Source organism: Sphaerisporangium aureirubrum (assembly GCF_042658925.1).
GTDB lineage: Bacteria > Actinomycetota > Actinomycetes > Streptosporangiales > Streptosporangiaceae > Sphaerisporangium > Sphaerisporangium aureirubrum.
Map to the genome: position 1 here is coordinate 205,674 of NZ_JBHSRF010000004.1, position 23,303 is coordinate 228,976.

Below are 23,303 nucleotides of genomic sequence, written 5' to 3' on the forward strand. Positions count from 1 at the left end.
TTCCCGGACCAGACAGAGAGACACTCGACATGACCCCAGCGACGGGCGAACCGTTCCCCCTCGTGCTCGGCCTCGACACCTTCGGCGACGTCACCCACGACGACGACGGCCGGCCCCTCTCCCACGCCGAGACGATCCGCGACCTGGTGGAGCAGGGCGTGCTCGCCGACCAGGCCGGCATCGGCTACTTCGGCATCGGCGAACACCACACCGGCGACTTCCCGCTGTCGGCCGCCGACGTCGTCCTCGCCGCCGTCGCCGCCCGCACCACCCGCATCCGCCTGGGCTCGGCCGTCACGGTGCTGAGCTCCGACGACCCGGTCCGCGTGTTCCAGCGCTACTCCACCCTGAACGCCGTCTCCGGGGGCCGCGCCGAGGTCATCATCGGGCGCGGCTCCAGCATCGACTCCTTCCCGCTGTTCGGCTACGACCTCGCCGACTACGAGATCCTCTTCGAGGAGAAGTCGCACCTGTTCGCCGAGCTGCTCAAGGGCGGCCCCGTCACCTGGCACGGCAAGACCCGCGCCCCCCTCGTCGACCAGGACGTCGTCCCGCACGTCGAGGGCCCTCCCTTCCCCGCCTGGATCGGCGTCGGGGGCAGCCCGCAGTCCGTCGTCCGCGCAGCCCGTCACGGCTACTCCCTCATGCTCGCCATCATCGGCGGCCCCCCTTCCCGCTTCGCCCCTTTCTCCCAGCTCTTTCGCCAGGCCCTGGAGAGTTTCGGCCGCGACCCCCTGCCTGTCGGCGTGCACTCGCCCGGCCACGTGGCCGCCACCGACGACCAGGCCCGCGAGGAGTTCTGGCCGCACTACCTGGAGGTGATCCGCCGCATCAGCAGGACGCGCGGCTTCGCCGTCCCCACCAAGGAGTCCTTCCTGCACGAGATCGGCCCGCACGGCGCCCTTTACGTCGGCTCCCCGGAGACCGTGGCCCAGAAGATCGCCGCCAACGTCACGGCCCTCGGCGCCAGCCGTTTCGAGCTGAAATACGGCATGGGCGGCCTCTCCCACAAGGCCCTCATGACGAACATCGAGCTCTACGGCACCCAGGTCGTGCCCCGGGTGCGCGAGCTCCTGGCGGACACGGTGTCTTCCGTCAGCGAAAGCCGTAGGTGAACGCGTCCGCCGGTCGGCGGGCGCAGGAGGCGACGAAAGCCGCGAAGAGGTGTTCGTCCTCGGAGAGTTCGGGGTGCCACTGGACGCCGAGGACGAACTGCTTGGCCGGGTCCTCCACGGCTTCGGCGAGGCCGTCGTCGCTGTGGCCGGTCACCCGGAGCGCGCCGCCGTGGGTGACGCCCTGATGGTGGTGGGAGTTGACCACGGCGCGCGGGCCGTAGACGGCGCGCGCGAGGCTGTGCTCGGCGAAACGGACGGCGTGCTCGCCGAGGACTCCCTCACGCGGGCAGTGGCCCTTGTGGCCCAGCAGGTCGGGCAGGTGCTGGTGCAGCGTGCCGCCGTACACGATGGCCAGCAGTTGCAGGCCCCGGCACACCCCGAGGACGGGCAGGTCGCGCTCCAGCGCGGCGCGCAGCAGGAGGAGTTCGGCCGAGTCGCGGTCGGCGCTCGGCCGGTCGGTCTCGGGGTGGCGGCGCTGGCCGAAGTAGACGGGGTCGACGTCCGGGCCGCCGGGCAGGAGCAGGCCGTCCAGCCGGTCGATCACTCCGGCGTCCTGCTCGTCGGGTGGCAGGATCAGGGCGCGCCCGCCGTGGGCCGTGATCGCCTGGACGTAGGCCTGGTGGATGACGGTCGCGTCGGTGTCGTAGATGTTCCAGCGGGCGCGCTCGTGGTAGCCGGCGATGCCGATGAAGGGGCGGTTCACGCCGGCTCCAGCACGGCGGGCCTGCTGCGCAGGGCACCCGCGGCCAGCTCCATCGCCAGGCTCAGCAGCGGGGTGTCGTCGTGGACGGGGGCGCCGAGCCGTGGCCGGTCACGCAGCCGGGCCGTGCGGTCGGCCAGCATGTCGGCCGGGGCGGCGTCGCGCAGCGCCAGCGTGAAGACGTCGGCCAGCTCCGGGAGGTCGGCGGCGGTCACGCCGCGGTAGGTGGGCTCGTTGAGGCCGATGCGCACCCCCTGGCCCGCGAATCCCGGCAGCCCGTCCATGAAGTTCACCGTGATCCCCGCCCGCGCGAGCCGGTCGCTGGCCAGCTTGGGCGCGACGCCGTCGGCCGCGGTGTCGAGCCAGAGCTGGTGCCCGGCCGAATAGCCCCTGTCGGCCGCCACGACCGTGGTGCCCCGTTCGGACAGCAGCCTGCCGAACGTCTTGGTGTTGGCGACCACCGCCCTCGCGTAGTCGGCGCCGCCGTGGTCGCGGAACTCCAGCAGGGCGATGCCGAGACTGATGGTGGCGGCCAGGTGGTGGCTGCTGATCAGGTAGTCCTGGGTGTGGCGGATCCGCCGTTCGATGTCGTGGTCCCGGGTCAGCAGCACGGCCTTCTGCGGGCCGGGGAAGGTCTTGTGGGTCGAGCCGCCGAAGCTGTCCGCGCCGGCGTCCAGGGGGTTGGGGATGACGCCCGCCAGCACCAGCCCGAACCAATGGCTGGCGTCCACGTGCACGAGGGTCGACGGCGACGCGGCGCGCACGACGTCCACCAGGCGCGCCACGTCGATCGGGAACAGGCAGTGCGACTGGTCGACGTACACGAGCGCCGGGCGCACCCGCCTGAGCAGGTCGGCGGCGTGGTCGAAGTCGAGGTCGTGCGGGTCCTGGCCGAGCAGGAACTCCACCCGCAGCCCGAGGCGCCGGGCGACGCTCGGGGTGGCGTAGTGCCCGCCGTTGCACGGATCGACCGTCACCACGGTGGAGCCGGGCTCCCCGCCGAGGGTGGCGAGGGCCAGGGTCATGGCGTTGAGGCCGCTCAGGGGGCGCACGGTGACGTACCGCGCCCGGCCGAGCTCCTCCAGCAGGGGCACGGTGAGCCCCATCTCCAGCTCGCGCAGCCGCTGGGCGCCGCGGAAGTGCCAGCGGTCGGAGTGGTCGCCCTCGTTGAAGAAGTAGCGGTGGTAGCAGTCCAGGAGCAGCGGGAGTTTCGCGAGCCCTGACATGGCGTTCTCGGACGGCACCATGTTCAGGGTGCGCGCCGCGTGGGTCTCGTTGTCGGTGAGGATGCGCAGGACGTCGTCCAGCGTCACGACGGGATGGGACACCTTTGTCTCCTTGCTCGTTCGTCGGTTTGCGACGCCCCGTGTCCTGCGATCGACGCCTTCAGCGCGGCCAGCTGGCGCGCCGTGGGGGCGGTGACGCGCAGGCCGGAGATCCGCCCGGCCTGGTGGCCGTCGAAGGCCCGCACCGCCACGCCGTGCCTGAGGAAGAACCGGTGTCCCGCCAGAGGGTCGTCGACGGCGATGAAGCGGAAATGGACGGGGACGTTCCCCGCCAGGCCCGGGAAGCGGCCGGCGAGCAGGTCCGTCAGCTCGGCGGCGTTGCGCAGCAACGCGTCGCGGGTCTGGCCGGCCCAGGTGGTGTCGGCCAGCGCGGCGGTGGCCAGGACGGTGTCGACGTAGGACAACGTCCAGTTGAGTTTGCGCTCGGCCACGCGCCGCGCGATGGCGGCGTTCCTGGTCCAGAGCGCCCCGGTGCGGGTGCCCGCGATGCCGAAGAACTTGTTCGGCGAGCGCAGGACCACCACGTTAGGCAGGCCGCTGCGCACCATCGACAGCTCGGTGAAGCCGGGGAGAAACTCGATGTAGGCCTCGTCGACGATGAGGACCGATTCCGGGTGGGCGCGGCAGATCTCGATCAGGCGGTCACGGTGGAGGTAGAGCCCGAGCGGGTTGTTGGGGTTGGACAGGATGACGTAGGGATGGGTGCCCATCGCCTGTGCCACCCGCGTGAGGCGGGTGTCCACGGTCTCGGTCACCCCGGCGGGCGGGGGGAGATGCGTGGGGAAGCAGCGGATGGTGTCGGTGTAGTCGGGGGTGATGACGGCGACCTGCCGCGCGGGGAGGATCTGGGCGAGCACGCGGATGAACTCGGTGATCCCGCGGCCGGGGACCAGCAGGTCCGGGGTGGTGCCCATGAAGCCCGCGTAGGCGGCGGTGAAGGCCTCCTCGCAGCCGTAGGGGTGGGCGAGGATCCGCCCGGGGTCGATGGACCGCAGCGCCGCCCGCACCGACGGCGGGGGGCCGTAGAGGTTGACGCACGTGCCGAGGTCCAGGAGGGACTCGCCGGGCAGGTACCTGAGGTCGCCGCCCTGCGTGTCCATGACGGCCGTCACGGTCCCACCTCCGTGCGATCGGCTGGCACGGGCTCTTCTCCCGCGACGGCGGCGTCGATGCGTTCGGTCATGCTGCGCAGCACCCTGGCGGAGGTGGCGAAGTTCAGCCTGGCGTAGCCCGCCCCCGCGGGCCCGAAGGCCGTCCCGGCGAACAGCAGGACCTTCGCGCGGTCGCGGAAGAACAGCCACGGGTCCTCGCCGAGGTCGAGCGCGCGGCAGTCGAGCCAGGCCAGGAAGGTGGCGTCGGGCACCACGTAGCCGATCTCCGCCGGGAGCCACCGGGTGAGCTGCCGCCGGTTGCGGTCCAGCACCGCCCTGACCTCGTCCAGCCAGGCGTCCCCCTGCGTCCACGCGACGGTGAGCGCCTCCACGGCCAGGGCGCTCACCTGGCCGAACAGCAGGCCGCGCTGCGCGTCCAGGGCCACGCGCACCTCCCGCGGGCCGACGTGCGCGACGGCGCAGCGGATCCCGGCGAGGTTGAACGCCTTGCTCCCCGAGGTGAGGGTGACGGTGCGGGCCGCCGTCTCCTCGCTCGTCGAGGCGATGGGCGTGTGCCGGTGAGGGCGGTAGACCAGATCGGCGTGCACCTCGTCGGAGACGATGAGCAGGTCGTGCCGGTGGGCGAGGTCCGCCAGCCGGGCCAGCTCCCCGGGCCGGAACACGTGACCGGTGGGATTGTGCGGGTTGACCAGGAAGAGCACCTTGCAGCGGGGGGAGGCGGCCAGCGCCTCCATCCGGTCGAGGTCGACGCCCCAGCCGTCCGGGGTCCGCTCGAAGGGCACGGCCAGCGCCCGGCGGCCCAGCCTCTCGATGACGTCGACGAATGGTGGCGTGATCGGCGTGTTCAGCAGGACGGCGTCGCCGGGCTCGGTGGCGACGTGCAGGGTCGCCGCCATGGCCTGGTTGATGTCGGTGAACATCCGGACCGAGGTGGGGTCGGGGGCGAAGTCGAAGCGGCGCAGGGTCCGCGCGGCGTACACCTCGCCGAGCGGCCCGCCGTCGCTGTCGTCGAACCATGCCGGGTAGCCGAGGTCGGACTCGGCCCGGCGGGCCAGGGCGTCGCGGATCGCGGGCAGGACGGGGAAGTCCATGTCCGCCACCCAGGCCGCGAGGACCCCGGCGGGCGCGTGCGCCCACTTCTCGCCGTCCCTGCGTTCGAGCAGCGACAGCTCGACGGCGTCGAAGCGGGACTCCGCGAGGCCGGTCACCATGCGGGCTCCAGCTCCTGTTCGGCGGAGCTGTCGTTGCGCACGGTGCCCCACCGCCGGTCGGTCTCCTGGTGGATGTGCCAGATGTCCTCCTCGCTCAGGGCCACCGAGACCACGCCGGGGAAGGCCTCCTCGAAGTAGGTGTACGGCTTGCGGTTGTCCACGCGCGGGGAGTGGTAGTCCAGCTTGTGCTGCATGTCGTGCTGGGCGGTGATGGGGGTCGCCGGGTGGTAGGTGAGGATGTTCGGGCTGGCCAGGTCGATGAGGTGCTCGTCGATGAGCCGCCCCACCGCCTCGATCGTCTCGTTGATGCTCTGCCGGGTCTCGCCGTCCAGCCCGAACAGCACGGACGTCCCGACGCGCAGGCCCTCCGCCTTGACCAGGGAGACGGCCTCGTGCACCTTCAGGCTCCACGGCCGGTCGGCCTTCCTGCGCAGGTGCTTGTGCACACCGTCCATGACCTGCGTCGACATGCTCTCCACGCCGATGTACACGTAGTTGCAGCCCGCCTGTCGCATCAGCGCGAGGATGTTCGCCGACTCCTTGGCGCCGTGCAGAGAGACGAGGGTGTCGACGGTCAGCTGCGCGCCCCACTGCAGGTTCGCGAGGCGCGTCATGTCGTCCTCGCCGTCGAAGTAGCGGCGGTAGCGGGCGGGGAGCGCGCGGTATCCGCCCTGGCGGATCTTGTGGAGCTCGCGGCAGAACTCCTCGATGTCCGCGTACCGCCCGCTCCAGAAGATGGAGTCGTCGAAGAAGATGGACTCCGCCCCGTAGCCCACGTACTCGCAGACCCGTTCGATCCCGCGCCGCGCGGCGTCCGACTTGAACCGGTTGAGCCGGTTGATCAGCGACGACTCCGAGCAGAAGTTGCACTGGTAGGGACAGGAGTTGGACGCCATGAAGTGGGCGGTGCGCAGGACGCCGTCCGTCACGGGGTCGGTGAAGATGGGGAACCGCGAGCGGATCGCGAACGCCTGGTAGGGGGAGGGCAGCGCGGCCAGGTCGACCTGCGGCCCGTGGAACGGGAAGGCCGTGACGCGGCTGTCGTCCCCCCTGGTCAGCAGGATGGTCGACTTGCCGGGCGGGGTCTCCTTGGCCAGCAGGTGCTGGAGCATGAGCCGCACGTCGCCCGGCGCCACCCAGCGGTCCACGAGGTCCATGGACAGGGCGAGGGCGCGCATCAGCACGTCGAGCGTGTAGTACGCCTCCCCGGTCACGATGGCGTCGATGACGTGCGGCGCGCGTCCGTCGGCCATGACCGACAGGGGGCTGCTGGAGCGCTGGGTGATGGCGGTGGGTGAGGTGATGATGGTCTCGTCGGCGTGCCGCCCGCCGAGCACGACGTACGCGCGGGGCAACTCGGTCTTGACCAGCGTGGCGATCTCCAGGGCGTACCGGTGCGCGGGGGAGACGGCGCTGATGAGCACTACGCGCGGCCGCACCTGCCGCAGGAGCCTGATCCAGCGCACCCGCGACCGCTCGTCCCAGATGCGGGGGTCGAAGGCCGTCTGGTCGGTGTTGGGGTCGGCCGTGGCGGGACGGTAGCCGTCGCTCGGCGCGGCCAGCCGGTAGGCCTTGGACGGGAAGCGGGTCCAGCGCGGCGCGAGGTCGTTGTAGTGCCGGCTCGCCGCGAGCGGCCCCGCGTCGCGGACCGCGTTGTGCACCGCCACGCTCAGGGCGCCGTACAGGCACATCGGGTCGCCGGGATAGGTGATCTCGCCCTCCGCCTGGGTCATGACCGGTGCGAGGACCGACAGGACCGGGAAGTAGCGGTCCACCTCGTCACCGGCGGCCAGGAGGCCGGCCAGCCTGCGGCGGCGGGAGCGTAGCCGCGCGCCCATGCGGGCGGGGGCGGCGCCGGACTCGACGCGCAGGTTCCGGATTGTCGACTGTGAGATTTCGGCGGATTCAGCCATCGTTTCTCCTGGTGCTAGTCGCCCGCGGGGGACGGCGGGCGGGCGGCCGCGTCGGCCGTACCGCTCCGGCAGGACAGCCAGTGCGTCATGTCGTCGAGATAACCGGGGGCCAGGGCGCAGGTCCGGCTGACCCTTAGGCGGTGGTCGGCGTGCGGGTACACCTGCAACCGGAAGTCCGGATGCCGGGCCGCCGCCAGGTCCGCCGCGAACGTGGCGGCGCAGCGTTGCGCGGGCATGTGCACGTCGTCGGCGCCCCAGATCGCGAGGACGGGGCAGGACAGGCGGCGCATGAGCGGTGAGACGTCGAAGTGCCAGATGGGCCGGACGTAGTCGAGCTCCTCCTCGTCGGTCTCGCAGTACGGGTACCAGGGCTCGCCCGCCAGCCACAGGGGTTCGGTGGCCAGGATGTCGGCGCCCGCTCTCCCCGCGCGCATGCCGGCGGTGCGCCGTTCCATCACCTCCACCGCCCGGCCGATGTCGTGGGCGGTGAAGCCGTCCCTGGTGAGCTCGGTGTTCAGCTGGTGCATCGACTGCTCGCAGGGCGTCATGGCGGACGCCGAGACGAGGATCGTGAAGTCGATCTCCCCGGGGGCGAGCGTGGCGGTGAGCGGGGCCGTCCAGCCGCCCTGGCTGATCGCCCACAGGCCGATGTGGCAGGCGTCGACGTCCGGGCGACCGGCGAGGAACCGGACGGCGAGGAGCGTCTCGGCGGCCCGGTCGTCGAACGTCTGGTCCATCCAGCGGCCCGAGGACTCGCCCACCCCCGGCTTGTCGTAGGACAGCGTCGCGTACCCCGAGGCGGCGAAGTGGGTGATGACCGGGCGCAGCGTGCCGTCGATGCCGAAGCGGTCTACCGCGCCGGAGCCGTGCACGATCACCACGGCGGGGTGCGGCCCCTCGCCGTCGGGAAGGTGGAGCGTCCCGGCGATGCGGGACTCGCCGACCATGAAGGCGACCTCATCGGTGCGCATCGGTCATCAGCTCCTTGGCGGCCGTCGGGGTGATGTCCTCCACGAGTCCCTCCGCGACGAGGAACTCGGCCAGCGTCTCCGGCGTCCAGCCGGCGGCCCCGTGCCGCGCCGCGGCGAGGGCGTCCTCGCGTTCCCCGGCTGTCTGCGCCGGCCGGGCGGCCTCGAAGCCGGGTTCCAGCGCGGCGAAGCCCGCGTCGTTGAAGTCGCGGATGACCGCCCGCACCAGGGCCTCGCGCACGGCGGTCCGCCGGGCGACGGACGCGGCGCTCCAGCCGACCGCGCTCGCGAGGACGATCCCCGCCCGCCGCCTGCTGATCGCCGAGTCGGCACCGGGGTCCACCAGCCGCCACAACGCGCTCTTCTCGGCCTCGTCCAGCGTGCGCAGCAGCGCGGGGTCGGCGCCGGACTCCGCCAGCCGGGGCACCCGGACCATGGCGTCGCGGGGCAGGTCGATCAGCCTGGCCCGCCAGAGGCCGAGCGCCGGGCTCCACTCGACGCGCAGGGGAGGCGAGTCGCGGTCGAAGTGCGCGAGGTCCAGGGTGAGCAGCGCGGCGTAGGCCCGCGGCGGGACCTCGGCGTCGCAGAGCACGCCGAGCCCGGAGTCCGCGTCCTCCAGCTTGACGACGTGCCGGCGGCCCCACTGGGCGGGGTCCGCGCGCAGCGCCAGGAGCGAGGTGACCAGCTCTTCCAGATCGGCGCCGGTGAACCGCGCCAGGAAGACGGGGAGCCGGGTGTTGACGACGATGAGGAAGGCCGAGGTGGGCGGCGGGCCGCCGTAGGAGTGGCCCTCGACCGTGGCGGTCATGCCTCGCGCGTGGAAGGCGGCCCGGATGCGCGCGGCCTCCGCCGGCGTCGGCCCGGTGTCCAGCAGCACGCGCGCGGTCACCACCGTAACTCCTTGCGCCGCAGGAGATGTTCGGCCGGTATCCCTCGCTCCCGGCACCCCTGGAGGAACACGGCGACCTGCTGGAGCTGGTAGGACTCCGGCGTGTAGCTGGTGGCCATGATGTGCTGCAGCCACTCCTCCTGGCCCATGGCGTACACGTACGCCTCGGTGGCGCCGAGCTCACGCACGATGCCGAGCGCCTGGGCGGCGTCGGACCCCGACAGCTTCCGGGTGATCGCCATTTTGCGCGGCACCGGCTGCGTGTACAGGTGGCTGTAGAGCCAGGTGAGCGGCGCGCCGTCGCACTCCATGCCGATGAAGGCGATGTCTGCCGGGCCGACATGCTCCCGGATACGCCGGTAGTAGCTGCTGTCCAGGCCGGAGGAGTCTGCCCCGACGAAGATCGTCTTGCCCGCCAGCCGGATCCAGTAGGTGGACTTGCCGCGGATGTCGAGATCGCAGTGCTCGCCGAGGAACGGGGTCGCCACGATGGAGCCGCCGTCGAAGGGGATCTCGTCGTAGTCGTCGACCTCCCGCACCGTGAACCCGGCGCCCGCAAGGCACAGGCGCATCGAGGGGTCCTGCCGGTGGCCGCCGCCGTTCCTCGGCACGACCACCACGCCGACGCGGTGCCGTATCTGGAGCAGACTCTCCAGGACGACGTGATCCTGGTGGCCGTGCGTGATGAGGCAGTAGTCGAGATGTTCGGGCAGGTCCGTGTAGGTGTAGCGGTCGCCGGCGGCGTGGTGGGAGCTGATCAGCGGGTCCACCACGATCGCGGTGGTCGCGTTCTGCAACACCAGGCAGGCGTGCCCGAAGTAGCGCACCCGGCCGCCCCCGTCGGTGATCGCGCCGGGCGGCGGGGCGGGCTCCTCGGTGAGCAGCGAGCGCAGCTCCCGCGCGGACGCGTCGTCGCCGATCTCCAGCGCCTCGCGGATCTCGGCGAAGGCCAGCGGCTTGCCGCGCAGGGCGAACAGCGTGTCGATGCCGGGGTGCGCCAGCGGGATCGGGAGCTGGAGGTGCCCGGGGGCGGGCAGCCGGGGCGTGCTGAGGATGAACGGGGGTTCGGTGCCGTCGTCCAGGGACAGGTCGACGGACTGGCGGGACGGCCGGTGGTACTCGCTGCGGTACAGCACCGGCTCGAGGAACCGCAGCCCCGCCGCGTGGTTGACGTCGTACACCAGCTCGACGAGGCCGCGCAGGGCCTGGGGAAGCTGGTCGTACAGCGGGGTGAGGTCGTATCCGCTCGCCTGGGCGCGCAGCACGCTCTCCGCCTGCTTGACGGCCTCGGCCAGCTCGATCAGCGGGCGTTCCTCGCGCAGGATGCGGTCGCGCAGGTCGCGCACCTCGTCCACGCGGCCCGGGGCCACGTCGACGAAGAAGCCGCCCTTCATCCGGGGGTTGGCCACCGCCGCGGCGTGCACGCCGGGTTGCTGGATGTAGGAGTCCAGCATGGGCAGCTGCAGATGGTTGAGGTTCATCGCGGCGGGGACGGGCGCGAGCGTGTGCAGCCAGGCGGTGAACTGGTCGACGAGGCCCTGCACGCGCACGTTGGGCTTCAGGTGGAGCAGGTCGTCACTCATGTCGTCTTCCCTTTGAGGAGGGTCGTGAGGTCGGCCAGATGGCTCTCGGCCAGGGCGCGGACGGTCGCCCGCGCGTACCGCCGGGACGGGTAGGCCCAGACGGCTTCGAGCACCCCGTCGTGCAGGCTCGCGTCGATCTCGAACTCGCGGGACCGGACGCCGGAGACGGGCCGCGCGGGCGAGGGGCCGCCGGGCGCGCGGGCGAACCTCGCGCCTGCTTCCTCCGGGGGCGACCAGCCGGTGTAGTTGAAACGGATCTGGGGCTCGGGCAGGGCCGCCAGCGCGCGTGCGTCGGCGTCGTCGCCGAGGTGGCGCAGCAGCCCGTGGCCGAGGCCGCCGTCGGGCACGGCGCACAAGGCGGCGGACACGGCTGCGAGCGTCGCGTCCTGGTCCGGCGCGAGCCGCAGTTCCACCGGGTGGAGCGTGGTGAACCACCCGGCCGTGCGGGAGACGTCCAGGTCGGGGAAGACGTCCCGCCTGCCGTGCTCCTCCAGCTCAACCAGCAGCCGGTCCGAGCCCGTGACGCGGGTCACGGTGAGCAGCAGGGCCGCCAGCAGGGCGTCCCGCAGGCCCGCGGGCGGGCGGGCCAGGTCCACGCGGGCCGAGAGGGTCTCGATGCCCGCCGGGGTGTTGTCGCCGTCCGGCAGATCGGGGGCGACGGGGGTGTGCGGGCCCCTGGTGAGCCAGTACCCGAGCTGTCCTCTGACCGGCGTGCTGCGGGCGTGCTCGGCGAGGCGGTGCGCCCAGGTGCGGAAGGACGTGGTCTTCGGCGGCAGATCGGCCGGGAGGCCCTCCTCGCGCCGCCGGTAGGCGGTGGCCAGGTCGTCGAGCAGGAACTGCCAGGACACGCCGTCGACGGCCAGCCGGTGCGCGGCGATCGCCAGCTGCGCGGGCCCGTCGCCGGAGGTGAACAGGGTGGCGTGGACGGCGGGGCCGGATCCGGTGGGACGGCGGATCAGGTCCCGCATGGCGTCCGCGCCGGCCGGGAGATCGACCACGTCGAGCGGCACCTCCGGCTCGTCCGGCGCGATCGAGTACCCGCCGTCGCGCCGCCGCACCCGCAGCGCGTCGTGGTGGCTCACCACGTCGCGGAGCGCCTGCTCCAGCGGTGCCGGGTCCGGCGGCGGGTCGACGACGAGGTGGGCGACCTGGGTGTACTCGGTGAGGTCGGCGGCCTCGCCGGCGAACGCCAGCAGGATCGGGGTGGGCGGCAGCGGGCCGGACGCGACGTCGTGCCGCGCGGGCGCGGCCCCGGCCTCCCGCGAGGCCGCCGCGACGGCGCGTACCGTCCGGTGCCGCGTGACGAGCCTGGGTGTGACGGCCACGCCCGCGGCGCGGGCGGCGGTCACGGCGCGCATCACCAGGATGGAGTCGCCGCCGAGGTCGAAGAAATCGTCGTCGGCGCCGGCCCGCTCCAGGCCGAGCGTCGCGGCCCAGACCTCGGCGAGGACACGCTCCGGTCCGGTGACCGGCTCGGCGTAGGGCGGCCGGTCGCCGTCGGGGTGGCCCTCGGGCTCGGGCAGCCGCCGCCGGTCGGCCTTGCCGCTCGGGCTCACGGGCAGCGCGTCCAGGCGCACGTAGGCCTGGGGGATCATGTACGCGGGCAGGTCCGCGCGCAGGAAACCGGCCAGCTCGTCCGGGCCCGCGTCGCCGGCGACGTAGGCCACCAGGCGCGGCGCGCCCCGCGGGCCGGGGCGGGTGGCGACCACGGCGTCACGCACGGCGGGGTGGGCGCGCAGCCTGGCCTCGATCTCGCCGAGCTCGATCCGGTAGCCCCGGATCTTGACCTGGTCGTCGATGCGGCCGAGGAACTCCAGCTCGCCCTCCGGCCCGAGCACCCCGAGGTCGCCGCTGCGGTAGAGCCGCGACCCCGGCGGGCCGTACGGGTCGGGCACGAAGCTCCGCGCGGTGAGCGCGGGACGGTTCATGTATCCCCTGGCCACGCCGAGCCCGCCGATGAAGATCTCACCGGCCACGCCCTCGGGCACCGGCCGCATGAACGCGTCGAGGAGCCGCACCGTGGCGCCCGCGATCGGGCGACCGATGGGCACGGCTCCCGTGCCCTCCCCGCGCGCCTCGTGCACGACGCACCCGACGACGGTCTCGGTCGGGCCGTACTCGTTGACGATCCGCGCCGCGGGGGCGATCCGCCGCCAGGCGGCCACGGTGTCCTCGCGCAGTTCCTCCCCGCCGACGACCAGGGTGATCGCCGCGCCGACGGCCCCGGACGCGTCGCCGCCGGCCTCAAGGGCGCCGCGGAGCAGGTCGAGGTGGCTCGGGGTCGCCTTGACGACGGTGTAGTCCGTCCCGGCGCGCAGCCGCCCGGCGAGGAACTCCACCTCCTCGCCGTGCGGGAGCACCTCGACGTCGCGGCCGAGGAACAGGGGCAGCAGCAGGTTGGTGACCGACAGGTCGAACGCGATCGAGCCGAGCAGCGGCGCGCCGTGCCCGGCGGGCGGGCCGTACCGGGCGGCGGCCCAGGCCAGGTAGGCGCCGAGGCCGCGGTGGGTGACCATCACACCCTTGGGCCGTCCGGTGGAGCCCGAGGTGTAGATGACGTACGCGAGGTCGTCGGGGTCGGTGCGCACCGGCGGCGGGGTGTCCGGGCGGGCGGCGATCTGGTCCCGGTCCCGGGTCGGGTTGACCGGCCGCGCCGGCACCTCGCACGGCACGGCCCTCTCGGTGATCAGCAGGAGGGCGCCGCTGTCGGCGAGGCAGTGGCACAGCCGCGTCCCGGGGTTCGACGGATCCAGCGGCAGGTAGGCCGCGCCCGCCTTGAGCACCCCCAGCACCGCGGTGATCGCGGCAGGTCCGGCGTCGAGGCAGACGCCGACCACGGTGCCCGGACCCGCGCCGAGCGCCCGCAGGTGATGGGCGAGCCGGTTGGCACCGGCGTCCAGCTCCGCGTAGGTCACCGTGCCGCCGTCGTGGACGACGGCCGCGCGGTCCGGGGCGGTCCCGGCGTGCCCGGCGAGGATCTCGTGCACCGGGGGAGCCTCGGGGACGGGGCGTTCGGTGTGCTCCACTTCGAGGGGGGCGGGCAGGTAGGAGGCCAGCGCGTCGCCGTCCGGGTCGGCCGCGATGGCCTCGAGGACGGTGCGGTACGCCGCGGCGAGCATCTCGCCCCGCTCGCGGCTCACCGCCCGCGCGTGGACGGTCAGGTCGACGATGCCGAGACGGAAGGCCGTCACCGACAGCGGGAAGTCGTTCGGGCTGTCGTCCACGGTGCCGAACACGTCCACCAGGTCGGTGTCCACCTCGCGGAAGTCGAGGAAGTTGAACATCACGTCGATGAGCCGCCGCCCGCCGGAGAACTCCCGCTGCATGGCGGGCACAGGGAAACGCCGGTGCGGCCACAGCCGTGTCTCCTCGGCGAAGACGTCCGCCGCGGCCCGCCGCCACGTCCCGGCGCCCGGCCGGAACCTGAACGGCACGGTGTTGAGGAACATGCCGAGCACGCGCTCCGCCCCGGCCACCTCCGGTCGCGCGTCGCACACCAGGCCGGTGAAGAACTCCCGCTGGGGCGTGATCATGCTCATGACCTTGAGGTGGGCCAGGTGCATCACGCTCTTGAGCGGGACCTTGGCCTGCTGCGCCGCCGCCGTCAGGCCGTCGATCAGGTCGTCGAACCGCACCTGGATCTTGTACTGCTCCCCGTCGGGCGCCGACGGATCGGCCCAGGCCGGGGGCAGCTCGAACTTCTCCGCGTCCGCGACGAGATCCCGCCAGTAGGCGCGGTCGGCCTCGGAGGCCAGCGCGGCGCGCTCGGCGGCGACGAAGTCGGCGTACCGGACGGCGGGCATCTGCTCGGGCGCGGGCTCCCTGCCTTCCCGGAGGGCGTCGTAGCAGGTCAGCAGCTCCATGAACAGGAGGTTGTAGCTCCAGCCCTCCAGGATGGGGTGGCACTCGGTGATGGTGAGCGTCCACTGGTCGTCCCGGCGGACGTGCGCGCGCATGCGCAGCAGCGACGGACGTTCCAGGTCGAACAGGGTGCGGCGTTCCTCGGCCATGAAGGCGAGCACCCGCCGCTCCTGCTCGTCGTCGCCGAGGCCGCGCAGGTCGCTCACGTCGACCTGGAGCCGCGCGTCCCGGTGCACGATCTGCAAGGGCTCGCCGTAGCCGCTCGGGTGCAGGGAGGTGCGCAGCACCTCGTGCCGTCCGACGACGATCTCCGCGGCGGCGCGCATCGCCTCCACCGAGAACGGGCGGCCGTCGCGGATCCGGTACGTCGTGGTGTTGTGGTAGTGGTTGGCGCCGTCCGCGGCGACCATCTCGTAGACCATGCCCGCCTGCACCATCGACAGCGGGTAGGCGTCCTCGGCGTCCGGCGGCACGCGGGCGGCGTCCCGGGGGTCCAGCAGCTCGAAGGGGCGCACCCCGGCGGCCGGGGCGGCCTCCTGCGGGCGCGCCGCCACCAGCTCGGCCAGCTCGGCGATGGTGGGGTGCTCGAAGACGTCCTGCACGGCGATGTCCAGCCCGCACTCGCGCAGCGCGCCGACGAGCGCGACCGCGTGCAGGGAGTCGCCGCCGATGTCGAAGAACGAGTCGTCGGCACCCACCTCGGAAAGGCGCAGCACCGAGCGCCACACGGCGGCCAGCTGCTCCTGCGGCCCTGCGGCCGGAGCCGTGCGGCCCTCCACCGAGGGCTCGTCGCGGCGGGGCGCGGGCAGGGCGCGGCGGTCGACCTTGCCGTTGGCGGTGAGCGGGATCGTCTCCAGTGGCACGAACACCGCCGGCACCATGTACGCGGGCAGCGTCTCCCCGAGGAACCTCTGGAGCTCCCCGGTGTCCGGGGTGCGCCCGGCGGGGACGAAGTAGCAGGTGAGCAGCCCGTCCTTCATGAGCGTCACCGCCGCGGCGACCGACGGGTGGCGGGTCGTGGCGGCGTCGATCTCGGCGGGCTCCACCCGGTAGCCGCGGATCTTCAGCTGCTCGTCGGCCCGCCCGAGGAACCGCAGGTCCCCGTCCGGCAGCACGCGGCAGGCGTCGCCGGTCCGGTAGAGCCGCGCCCCGGGCGTGCCGTAGGGGTCGGGGCGGAACCGGTCGGCGGTCAGGCCCGGCTTCCCCCGGTAGCCGCGGGCGACCTGGTCCCCGCCGACGTGCAGCTCGCCGACGGCGCCCGCGGGCAGCAGCCCGAGGTCCGCGTCCAGGACGTAGGCGGTGGTCCCGGGGGCCGGGCGGCCGATGGGCAGCAGGTCGCCGCTCTCGCCGCCGCGGGCCTCGTAGAGCGCGTCCGCCACGGTGGTCTCGGTGGGGCCGTACTCGTTGATCACCCGGGTGTGCGGCCAGCGGGCGGCGAGCCCGGTGGGGAAGCCCTCGCCGCCGACGACCAGGACGCCGGTGAGCGTGGCCGCCCGCGCGGGGGTCAGCTGCGCGGTCAGCAGGTCCAGGTGTCCGGGGGTGAGCTTGACGAAGTCGTAGGGGGCGTTCCGGGCCAGGACCTCCCCGAGCCGTCCCGGCCCCACCTCGGCGGGGACCACGTGCACCGGACGGCCGGCCAGCAGCGGCACGTAGAGCGTGGTGACCACCAGGTCGAACGCGGGCGAGGAGAACAGCGGCGCGCCGTTCCCGTCGCCGGTGACATAGGTGGCGGACGCCCACGCCAGGTAGGACGCCAGGTTCCGGTGGCTGACGAGCACGCCGTTGGGCCGCCCGGTGCTTCCGGAGGTGTAGATGACGTACGCGAGCGCGTCGGGGTCGGTGGGCCGGTCGAGCGCCTCGGCGGAGTGCGCGGCGATGAGCGCGGCGTCGCGGTCCAGCAGCACGGTCCTGCCCCGGTGCGCGGCCGCGGCACGATCGGCCAGGCTGTCCTGCGTGACCAGCAGCTCGGCCCCGGCGTCGTCCAGCACCTGGGCGAGCCGCTCGCCGGGATGATCGGGGTCGAGCGGCACGTAGGCCGCCCCGGCCCGCCAGACGCCCAGCAGCGCGGGCAGCAGTGCCGCGCCGCGGTCAAGGCACACGCCGACCACCGACTCCGGCCCGGCGCCGAGCTCCAGCAGGTGCCGGGCGACGCGGTTGGCCTGGGCGTCGAGCTCGGCGTAGGACGTGCCGGGGCGCGCGTCGTCGCCGAGGAACCGCACCGCCGCCGCGTCCGGGGTGCGCACGGCGTGGTGCGCCACCATCTCGCTCACGGTGCCCTGGGGCGGCAGACCCGGGCCGCCGTCGCCCGCGGCCAGCAGCGTGTGCCGCCCGCCGGGACCCAGGATGTCGATCGCGGACAGGCGGGTGCGGGGGTCCCCGGCCACGGCCTCCACCAGGCGCCGGTAGTGGTCCACCATGCGCTCGGCGGCCGGCCGGTCGAACAGGGCCGTGGCGTAGCTGAGGCCGCCGAGGAGCGAGCCGTCGGCGTTCTCGGCCAGTTGCAGGGTGAGGTCGAACTTGGCGGTCCCGCCGCCGACCTCCACGGGCTCGCAGGTCAGCCCCGGCATCTCCACCGGCGGCGCGGTGCCCTCGACCAGGTCGAACATCACCTGGAAGAGCGGCGCGCGGGACAGGCTGCGGTCGTGGCCCGCCGCGTCCACCAGCAGGTGCAGCGGGATCTCCTGGTTGTCGAGCGCCCCGAGCATGGTCTCGGTGCCCCGCCCGACCAGCTCGGCCATGGTGGGGTCACCCGTCCAGCGGGCGCGCAGGACCAGCGTGTTCTGCAGGTACCCGATCATCCGCTGCTCGGCGGCACGGGTGCGGGCGGCCACCGCGCTGCCCACCACGACGTCGTTCACGCCGGTGTAGCGGGCCAGCAGCGCCTGGAAGCAGGTGAGGAGCAGCACGAACAACGTCGTGTCCGACGCGGCGGCGACCTCGCTCAGCCTGCCGGCCAGCTCGGCAGGCAGGTGGAAACCCGCCTCCGCGCCGTCCCAGGTCCTGGCGGCGGGCCGCGCGTGGTCCGTCGGCAGGTCGGTGGGGACGAGCGCGTCCAGGGTCTCCCGCCAGTGCCGCAGCCGCCGGTCCAGCACGGCGCCGGAGACCCGGTCGCGCTGGCGCACCGCGTAGTCGGCGTACTGCGCGCCGGGCTCCGGCAGGCCGGACGGCTCGCCGGTCGCCTGCTCCCGGTAGAGGGCGCCGAGCTCGTCGACGATGATCCCGAGCGAGCGGAAGTCGCAGGCGATGTGGTGCAGCACGAGGCTGAGCACGTGGTCGCGCGGGCCGAGCCGCAGCAGCCGCGCCCGCAGCGGGTGCTCGCGCTCGATGTCGATGGGCCGGTACGCGTCCTCACGCAGCGCCTGCTCCGGGTCGGCGACGTCGACGACCGGCAGGGCGGGCGCGGGCGGCTCGTCGATGACCTGCACGGGTTCGCCGCCGGACAACTCGTATCGGGTGCGCAGCACCTCGTGGCGGGCGACGAGGCGCGCGAGGGCCGTCCGCAGCGCGCCGGCGTCGAGCGGCCCGCGCATCCGCAGGGCGAAGGGGACCAGGTATTCGGGGCTGTCCGGGTGCAGGCGGCTGAGGAACCAGATGCCCTGCTGGCCGAAGGAGAGCGGCAGCGGCCCGCTCCGGTCGGCCAGGCGCTCCCGCCCGGCGTCCCGGCCCCGGGCCCGCCCTGCCAGTCGTGCCTGGATCAGCTCCTCGCGGAGTACGTCGGTGTTCGTCATGTGCGGGCCCCCTGCTTCCAGGTCGTGGCCGCCTGGACCTCCTCGTCGGCGAGCCCGTCGATCTCCGCGCGGATGATCTCCTCGATCACCGTGGCGAGCTGAGCGATCGTGGGCTGCTCGAAGAGGGTGCGCAGCGGCAGTTCGAGGTCGAATGTCTCCTGGATCTGGACGATCACCTGCGCGGCCAGCAGCGAGTGGCCGCCCGCACGGAAGAAGCTGTTGTGGATGCCGACGGGCGCTTCCAGGGCCTTCGTCCAGATGTCGAGGAGGATCTGTTCGGTCGCGTTGCGCGGCGGGACGAGCCCTTCGCCCTCCACCAGGGCGGCCAGGTCGGGCCGGGGGAGAGCGCCGCGGTCGAGCTTCCCGCTCGCCGTGCGGGGGATCTCCGGCAGGCAGGTCAGCACCGAGGGGATCATGTAGCCCGGCAGGCGGTCCCTGAGGTAGCCCTCCAGGCCGTCCGCCGCCGCCTCGTCGCCGAGCGCGGTGTACCCGGCGATGCGCTTGCCGCCGGAGGGCGACTCCCACACGATCACGGCCGCGTCGCGCACGCCGGGGCACTCGCGCAGCGTCTCCTCGATCTCGCCCAGCTCCACCCTGATCCCGCGGATCTTGATCTGGTGGTCGGTGCGGCCGAGGAAGGCGATGGTGCCGTCGGGGCGCAGGCACGCGCGGTCACCCGTGCGGTAGAGCCGCCCGGAGTGCCCGAACGGGTCAGGCACGAATGACTGCGCCGTCCTGCCCGGGTCGCGGTAGTAGCCGCGGGCCAGGACGGGGCCGCCGACGTAGATCTCCCCCCGCACGCCGGGCGGGACCGGGCGCAGCTCCTCGTCCAGTACGTGGATCCGGTTGTTGGCCAGCGGCCTGCCGATGCGGACCGGGCCGGGCAGCGCGGCGTCGGCCGCGGTCACCTCGTGCCGGGTGGAGTCGATCGACGCCTCGGTGACGCCCCAGTGGTTGTGCAGGACCGGCCCGCCGGGGCCGAAGCGTTCCAGGAACTGCCGCGCCAGCTCGGGGCTCAGCGCCTCGCCGCTGGTGCCGACGTGCCGCAGCGCCCGCAGCCCCGCCCGGCGCGCGGGCGTCAGCGACTCCAGCACGAGCGACAACATGCTGGGCACGAACAGCACGACCGTCACGTCGTGCTCGGCGACGGCCCGCAGGATCGCGACGGGGTCGCGGTGCGCGCCGGGGGCCATCAGCACGACCCGCGCGCCGACCATCAGCGGCCAGAAGCATTCGACGGGGGTGTCGTCGAAGACCACGGTGGTCTTCTGCAGGACGGCGTCGCCCGGCCGCAGGCGCATCGTGTCCTGCATGGCGACCAGGCGGTTGACCCAGCCCCGGTGGGTGGCGGCGACCCCCTTCGGCCGTCCGGTGGATCCCGAGGTGTAGTAGACGGCCACCAGGTCGTCGGGCGTCGTGCCCGAGGGGAACCCGGCGCACCCGTCCGCCGCCACGGGCACCGGCACGACGCCGTCCGGGACACCGGTACCCGGGTCCGCCAGGCAGAGCCGGGCGCCCGCGCCGGAAAGGACCTGGGCGATCCGCGCGGGCGGGAACGTCGTCTCCAGCGGCACGTAGCACCCGCCGGCCTTGAGCACGCCGAGCAGCCCGATCACCAGGTCGGCCGAGCGTTCCAGCAGCACCCCCACCGGCACGTCCGGGCCCACGCCGAGGTCGCGCAGCCGCCGGGCCAGGCCGTTGGCCCTGGCGTCCAGCTCGGCGTAGGTGAGGCGGACGCGCCCGTCCTCGACCGCGACGGCGCCGGGGGTGCGCCGCGCCTGCTGCTCGATCAGCTCGTGGACGCAGGCGTCCGGGATGTCGCGCGCGGTGTCGTTCCACCCGGCCACGACCTGGTGACGCTCGCCGGGACTCATGATCTCCAGGTCGGCGAGCGAGGCTCCCGCCGCCACCCCCTCCAGCACGCGCAGGTAGGCCCCGGCCAGCCGCTCGGCGGTCGCCCGGTCGAACAGGTCGGTCGCGTACTCCAGCACGCCGAGCAGCGACCCGTCGGCGCGCCGCTCCAGGTGCAGGGTGAGGTCGAACTTCGCGACGTTCCAGGAGCTCAGTACGTCCCGCAGCGCGTCGTCGGCCCCGGGGTCCTCGTCGACCAGCTCGAACATGACCTGGAACAGCGGGGACACCGACAGGTCGCGCTCGGGCCGGACCGCCTCGATGAGCTGCTCGAACGGCAGCTCCTGGTGCGCGAACGCGCCGAGCGCCGCCTGCCGGGCCCGCTCCACCGCGTCCTCGAACCGCTCGGCGCCGGAAAGGTCGCACCGCAGCACGAGGGAGTTGACGAAGAAGCCGACGAGGTCGTCCAGCTCGGGACGCAGGCGACCGGCCACCGGGGTGCCCAGCACCACGTCACGGGTGCCGCACAGGCGGGCGAGCAGGCAGCAGTAGGCGGCCATGAAGACCATGAAGGCCGTCGCGCCCTGCCGCCGCCCGAGCTCCAGCACCGGCTCGGCGACCGAGGAGCCGATCTCGAAGGTGTGCACCGCCCCGGCGGGGGAGCGGCGCTGCGGCCGGGGGCGGTCGGCGGGCAGGTCGAGCGGCGTGATCCCGTCCAGCCGGGTCCGCCAGTAGTCCAGCTCGCCGCGCAGGACGTCGTCGCCGAGCCGCCGCTCCTGCCAGCCGGCGAAGTCCGCGTACTGGAGGGGAAGGTCCGGAAGGTGTGGCTCGCGGCCCTCGGCGAGCGCCGCGCACAGTTCGAGGAGGTCGCGCCGCAGGATCACCGTCGACAGGCCGTCGCAGGCGATGTGGTGGACGATCAGGACGAGGCGGCCGTCGTCGCACAGCGTGGCCCGCCAGACGGGTCCCGCGGCGAGGTCGAAGCCGTAGCCGGTCTCCGCGCGCAGCACGTGCGCCAGGTCGTCACGCGACACGGCGAGCTCGACCACCGGCTTGCCGGCGACGACCTGCCTGGGCTCGCCGTCCCGCGTCCGGTAGGTCGTCCGCAGGATCTCGTGCCGGGCGGCCAGCGCGTGCAGCGCGTCGCGCACCAGCGCGGGCTCGGCCGCCGGGGGCAGGGGCACCACCAGAGGCACGATGTACTCCGGGCTGCCCGGCTCCAGGCGGTCCAGGAACCAGAGCCGGCGCTGCCCCGACGAGAGCGGCAGGGCGCCGGACCGCGCGGCCCTGGGGATGGCGGAACCCGCGTTTCCCTGGCCGCTCAGCAGCTCGGCCTGGGCGCGCACGGTGGAGGCGGCGTACAGGTCGGCCACGGGGATGGCGGCGCCCCACCGGCGGTTCAGCCGGGCCGCCAGCTTCGGCACCAGCAGGGAGTAGCCACCGAGCTGGAAGAAGTCGTCGCCGGGGCCCGCCTGGACGCCGGGAAGGAGCTCCGCCCACACCTGCCGGACCAGTTCCTCGGCCGCGTCGCGCGGCGGCGGCGTGTCGCTCCCCGCGTGGTGCTCCACCGCGGGCAGCGCCGCCCGGTCGAGCTTCCCGTTCGGGGTGCGGGGAAGGGTGGAAAGGCTCACGAAGTGGGTGGGCACGTACTCGGACGGCAGCCTGTCGCGCAGGAAGGCCCGCAGCTCGGCGGCGGGCACGTCGCCCACCACGTAGCCGACGAGCAGGTTGCCCCGCTCGGCCACGGCCGCCGCCGGCACGCCGGGGTGGCGCACCAGCGCCTCCTCCACCTCGCCCGGCTCGATGCGGACGCCGCGCACCTTGAGCTGCTGGTCGACGCGGCCGAGGAACTCCAGCGCGCCGCCAGGCGGCCGCCGCACCAGGTCGCCCGTGCGGTAGAGGCGCGTCCCGTCCGGGCCCGGCACGAAGCGGTCGGCGGTGAGCGCGGGGGCACCGAGGTAGCCGCGGGCCACCCCCTCCCCGCCGATGTACAGCTCGCCGGGCTCGCCGTCCGTCACCGGGCCGCCGTCGCGGCCGAGAACGACGGCGGTGGTGCCGCCGATGGGCTCGCCGATCGGCACGGGACCGTCCTGGCCGGGCACGTAGCGCCCCTCGACGCAGCCGATCGTGCACTCGGTGGGGCCGTAGGCGTTCCACAGCTCGCCCGCGCCGAGCGACCGCGCCACGCGCGCGGCCACCCCCGAGTCGAACCGCTCACCGCCCGCGTACACCAGGCGCGGCCGGGAACCGGGCGGCACGGCCTCCTCGCTCATGACGGCGAGCATCGACGGCACGGCCTGCATCACCGTGACCCCGCGCTCCACGACGGCGCGGACGACGGCCCGCGCGTCCTTGGTCATGTCCCCCGAGCCGATGACCACCGTGGCCCCGGCGAGCAGAGGGACGAACATCTCCCAGACGGAGCCGTCGAAGCCGATGGGGGTGCGCAGCAGCACCCGGTCGCCGGGGACGATCGCGTGGCGCCGGACGGAGTCCATGACGCGGTTGAGCACACCCCGGTGGGTGACCACGACCCCCTTCGGGCGGCCGGTCGAGCCGGAGGTGTACATCACGTACGCGGCGTTGTCCGGGTCGCACCCGGCGCCGCTTCCGCCCGCGACGGCGCCGGCCTGTGCCGGTCCTCCGGCCGCGACGGCGCCGGACCGCGCCGACTCCGTGGCGGTGAGGATCGCGGTGTCGTCGAGGACGACGGACGCTCCGGTGTCGCCGAGGATGAGCCCGCGCCGCTCCTCCGGCAGGCCGGGGTCGAGCGGGACGTAGGCCGCCCCCGCCTTCAGCACGCCGAGGATGGCCGTCACCATGCCGGGGCCGACGGGGAAACTCACCCCGACGGTCGTCTCCGGGCCCGCCCCCGCGTCGCGCAGGGTGAGCGCGACGGCGGTGGCGGCGGAGTCCAGCTCACCGTAGGTCAGGTTGCCTTCGGCGGAGTCGACGGCGACGGCGCCGGGTTCACGGGCCGCGAGCCGTTCGAAGACCTCGTGCAGGCACGCGGCTTCCCGGCCGGCGAGGCTCATCGGGCCCCGCCGTTCACGCCGGCGGTCGCGTCGCGGTGGTCGTCGGACATC

General features: G+C 73.8%; 11 protein-coding genes. 1 reads left to right on the plus strand and 10 read right to left on the minus strand.

Features of this window, described 5'->3' with window-relative positions; translation table 11 throughout:
- Window positions 1–29 precede the first annotated feature (29 nt).
- Complete coding sequence (locus tag ACFP1K_RS04790; RefSeq protein ID WP_380747245.1) at window positions 30–1,115, plus strand: LLM class flavin-dependent oxidoreductase; 1,086 nt, start codon at window positions 30–32, stop codon at window positions 1,113–1,115.
- Here the strand turns inward: ACFP1K_RS04790 and ACFP1K_RS04795 are convergent.
- The 10 genes from ACFP1K_RS04795 to ACFP1K_RS04840 are packed head-to-tail and all read right to left on the minus strand — an operon-like array spanning window position 1,096 to window position 23,252.
- The gene (locus tag ACFP1K_RS04795; protein WP_380747247.1) at window positions 1,096–1,818 is read right to left on the minus strand and encodes a gamma-glutamyl-gamma-aminobutyrate hydrolase family protein; all 723 of its coding nucleotides are present in this window, start codon (window positions 1,816–1,818) and stop codon (window positions 1,096–1,098) included. The two genes, ACFP1K_RS04790 and ACFP1K_RS04795, sit on opposite strands and share 20 nt — an antisense overlap.
- Window positions 1,815–3,143 carry a hypothetical protein gene (locus tag ACFP1K_RS04800; RefSeq protein WP_380747249.1) on the minus strand — a complete coding sequence of 443 codons (1,329 nt, stop codon included), beginning with the start codon at window positions 3,141–3,143 and terminating at the stop codon, window positions 1,815–1,817. Before ACFP1K_RS04800 ends, ACFP1K_RS04795 begins: the two co-directional genes overlap by 4 nt.
- Window positions 3,125–4,213, minus strand: coding sequence for an aminotransferase class I/II-fold pyridoxal phosphate-dependent enzyme (locus ACFP1K_RS04805; protein ID WP_380747251.1), 1,089 nt, complete (start codon window positions 4,211–4,213; stop codon window positions 3,125–3,127). The genes ACFP1K_RS04800 and ACFP1K_RS04805 overlap by 19 nt, the downstream gene beginning before the upstream one ends.
- Window positions 4,210–5,424 carry a MalY/PatB family protein gene (locus tag ACFP1K_RS04810; protein WP_380747253.1) on the minus strand — a complete coding sequence of 405 codons (1,215 nt, stop codon included), beginning with the start codon at window positions 5,422–5,424 and terminating at the stop codon, window positions 4,210–4,212. The genes ACFP1K_RS04805 and ACFP1K_RS04810 overlap by 4 nt, the downstream gene beginning before the upstream one ends.
- Window positions 5,418–7,337, minus strand: coding sequence for a B12-binding domain-containing radical SAM protein (locus tag ACFP1K_RS04815; RefSeq protein ID WP_380747255.1), 1,920 nt, complete (start codon window positions 7,335–7,337; stop codon window positions 5,418–5,420). The genes ACFP1K_RS04810 and ACFP1K_RS04815 overlap by 7 nt, the downstream gene beginning before the upstream one ends.
- 14 nt (window positions 7,338–7,351) lie before the next feature.
- Window positions 7,352–8,308: an alpha/beta hydrolase family protein gene (locus ACFP1K_RS04820; protein ID WP_380747257.1), complete on the minus strand. Its 957-nt coding sequence runs from the start codon at window positions 8,306–8,308 to the stop codon at window positions 7,352–7,354.
- Complete coding sequence (locus ACFP1K_RS04825) at window positions 8,295–9,197, minus strand: hypothetical protein (protein ID WP_380747259.1); 903 nt, start codon at window positions 9,195–9,197, stop codon at window positions 8,295–8,297. Before ACFP1K_RS04825 ends, ACFP1K_RS04820 begins: the two co-directional genes overlap by 14 nt.
- Window positions 9,191–10,777: an MBL fold metallo-hydrolase gene (locus ACFP1K_RS04830; protein ID WP_380747261.1), complete on the minus strand. Its 1,587-nt coding sequence runs from the start codon at window positions 10,775–10,777 to the stop codon at window positions 9,191–9,193. The genes ACFP1K_RS04825 and ACFP1K_RS04830 overlap by 7 nt, the downstream gene beginning before the upstream one ends.
- On the minus strand, window positions 10,774–18,366 hold the full coding sequence (locus tag ACFP1K_RS04835; protein ID WP_380747263.1) for an amino acid adenylation domain-containing protein: 7,593 nt from the start codon (window positions 18,364–18,366) through the stop codon (window positions 10,774–10,776). The genes ACFP1K_RS04830 and ACFP1K_RS04835 overlap by 4 nt, the downstream gene beginning before the upstream one ends.
- Window positions 18,363–23,252 (minus strand): amino acid adenylation domain-containing protein, encoded by a 4,890-nt coding sequence (locus ACFP1K_RS04840; RefSeq protein WP_380747265.1) that lies wholly within the window; start codon window positions 23,250–23,252, stop codon window positions 18,363–18,365. The genes ACFP1K_RS04835 and ACFP1K_RS04840 overlap by 4 nt, the downstream gene beginning before the upstream one ends.
- Window positions 23,253–23,303 lie beyond the last annotated feature (51 nt).

What these genes read in the sequence shown, in the direction of transcription:
- ACFP1K_RS04815 (WP_380747255.1), bottom strand. Translation starts at nt 7,337, where the DNA reads ATGGCTGAATCCGCCGAAATCTCACAGTCGACAATCCGGAACCTGCGC.
- ACFP1K_RS04830 (WP_380747261.1), bottom strand. Translation starts at nt 10,777, where the DNA reads ATGAGTGACGACCTGCTCCACCTGAAGCCCAACGTGCGCGTGCAGGGC.
- ACFP1K_RS04790 (WP_380747245.1), top strand. Translation starts at nt 30, where the DNA reads ATGACCCCAGCGACGGGCGAACCGTTCCCCCTCGTGCTCGGCCTCGAC.
- ACFP1K_RS04820 (WP_380747257.1), bottom strand. Translation starts at nt 8,308, where the DNA reads ATGCGCACCGATGAGGTCGCCTTCATGGTCGGCGAGTCCCGCATCGCC.
- ACFP1K_RS04835 (WP_380747263.1), bottom strand. Translation starts at nt 18,366, where the DNA reads ATGACGAACACCGACGTACTCCGCGAGGAGCTGATCCAGGCACGACTG.
- ACFP1K_RS04840 (WP_380747265.1), bottom strand. Translation starts at nt 23,252, where the DNA reads ATGAGCCTCGCCGGCCGGGAAGCCGCGTGCCTGCACGAGGTCTTCGAA.
- ACFP1K_RS04810 (WP_380747253.1), bottom strand. Translation starts at nt 5,424, where the DNA reads ATGGTGACCGGCCTCGCGGAGTCCCGCTTCGACGCCGTCGAGCTGTCG.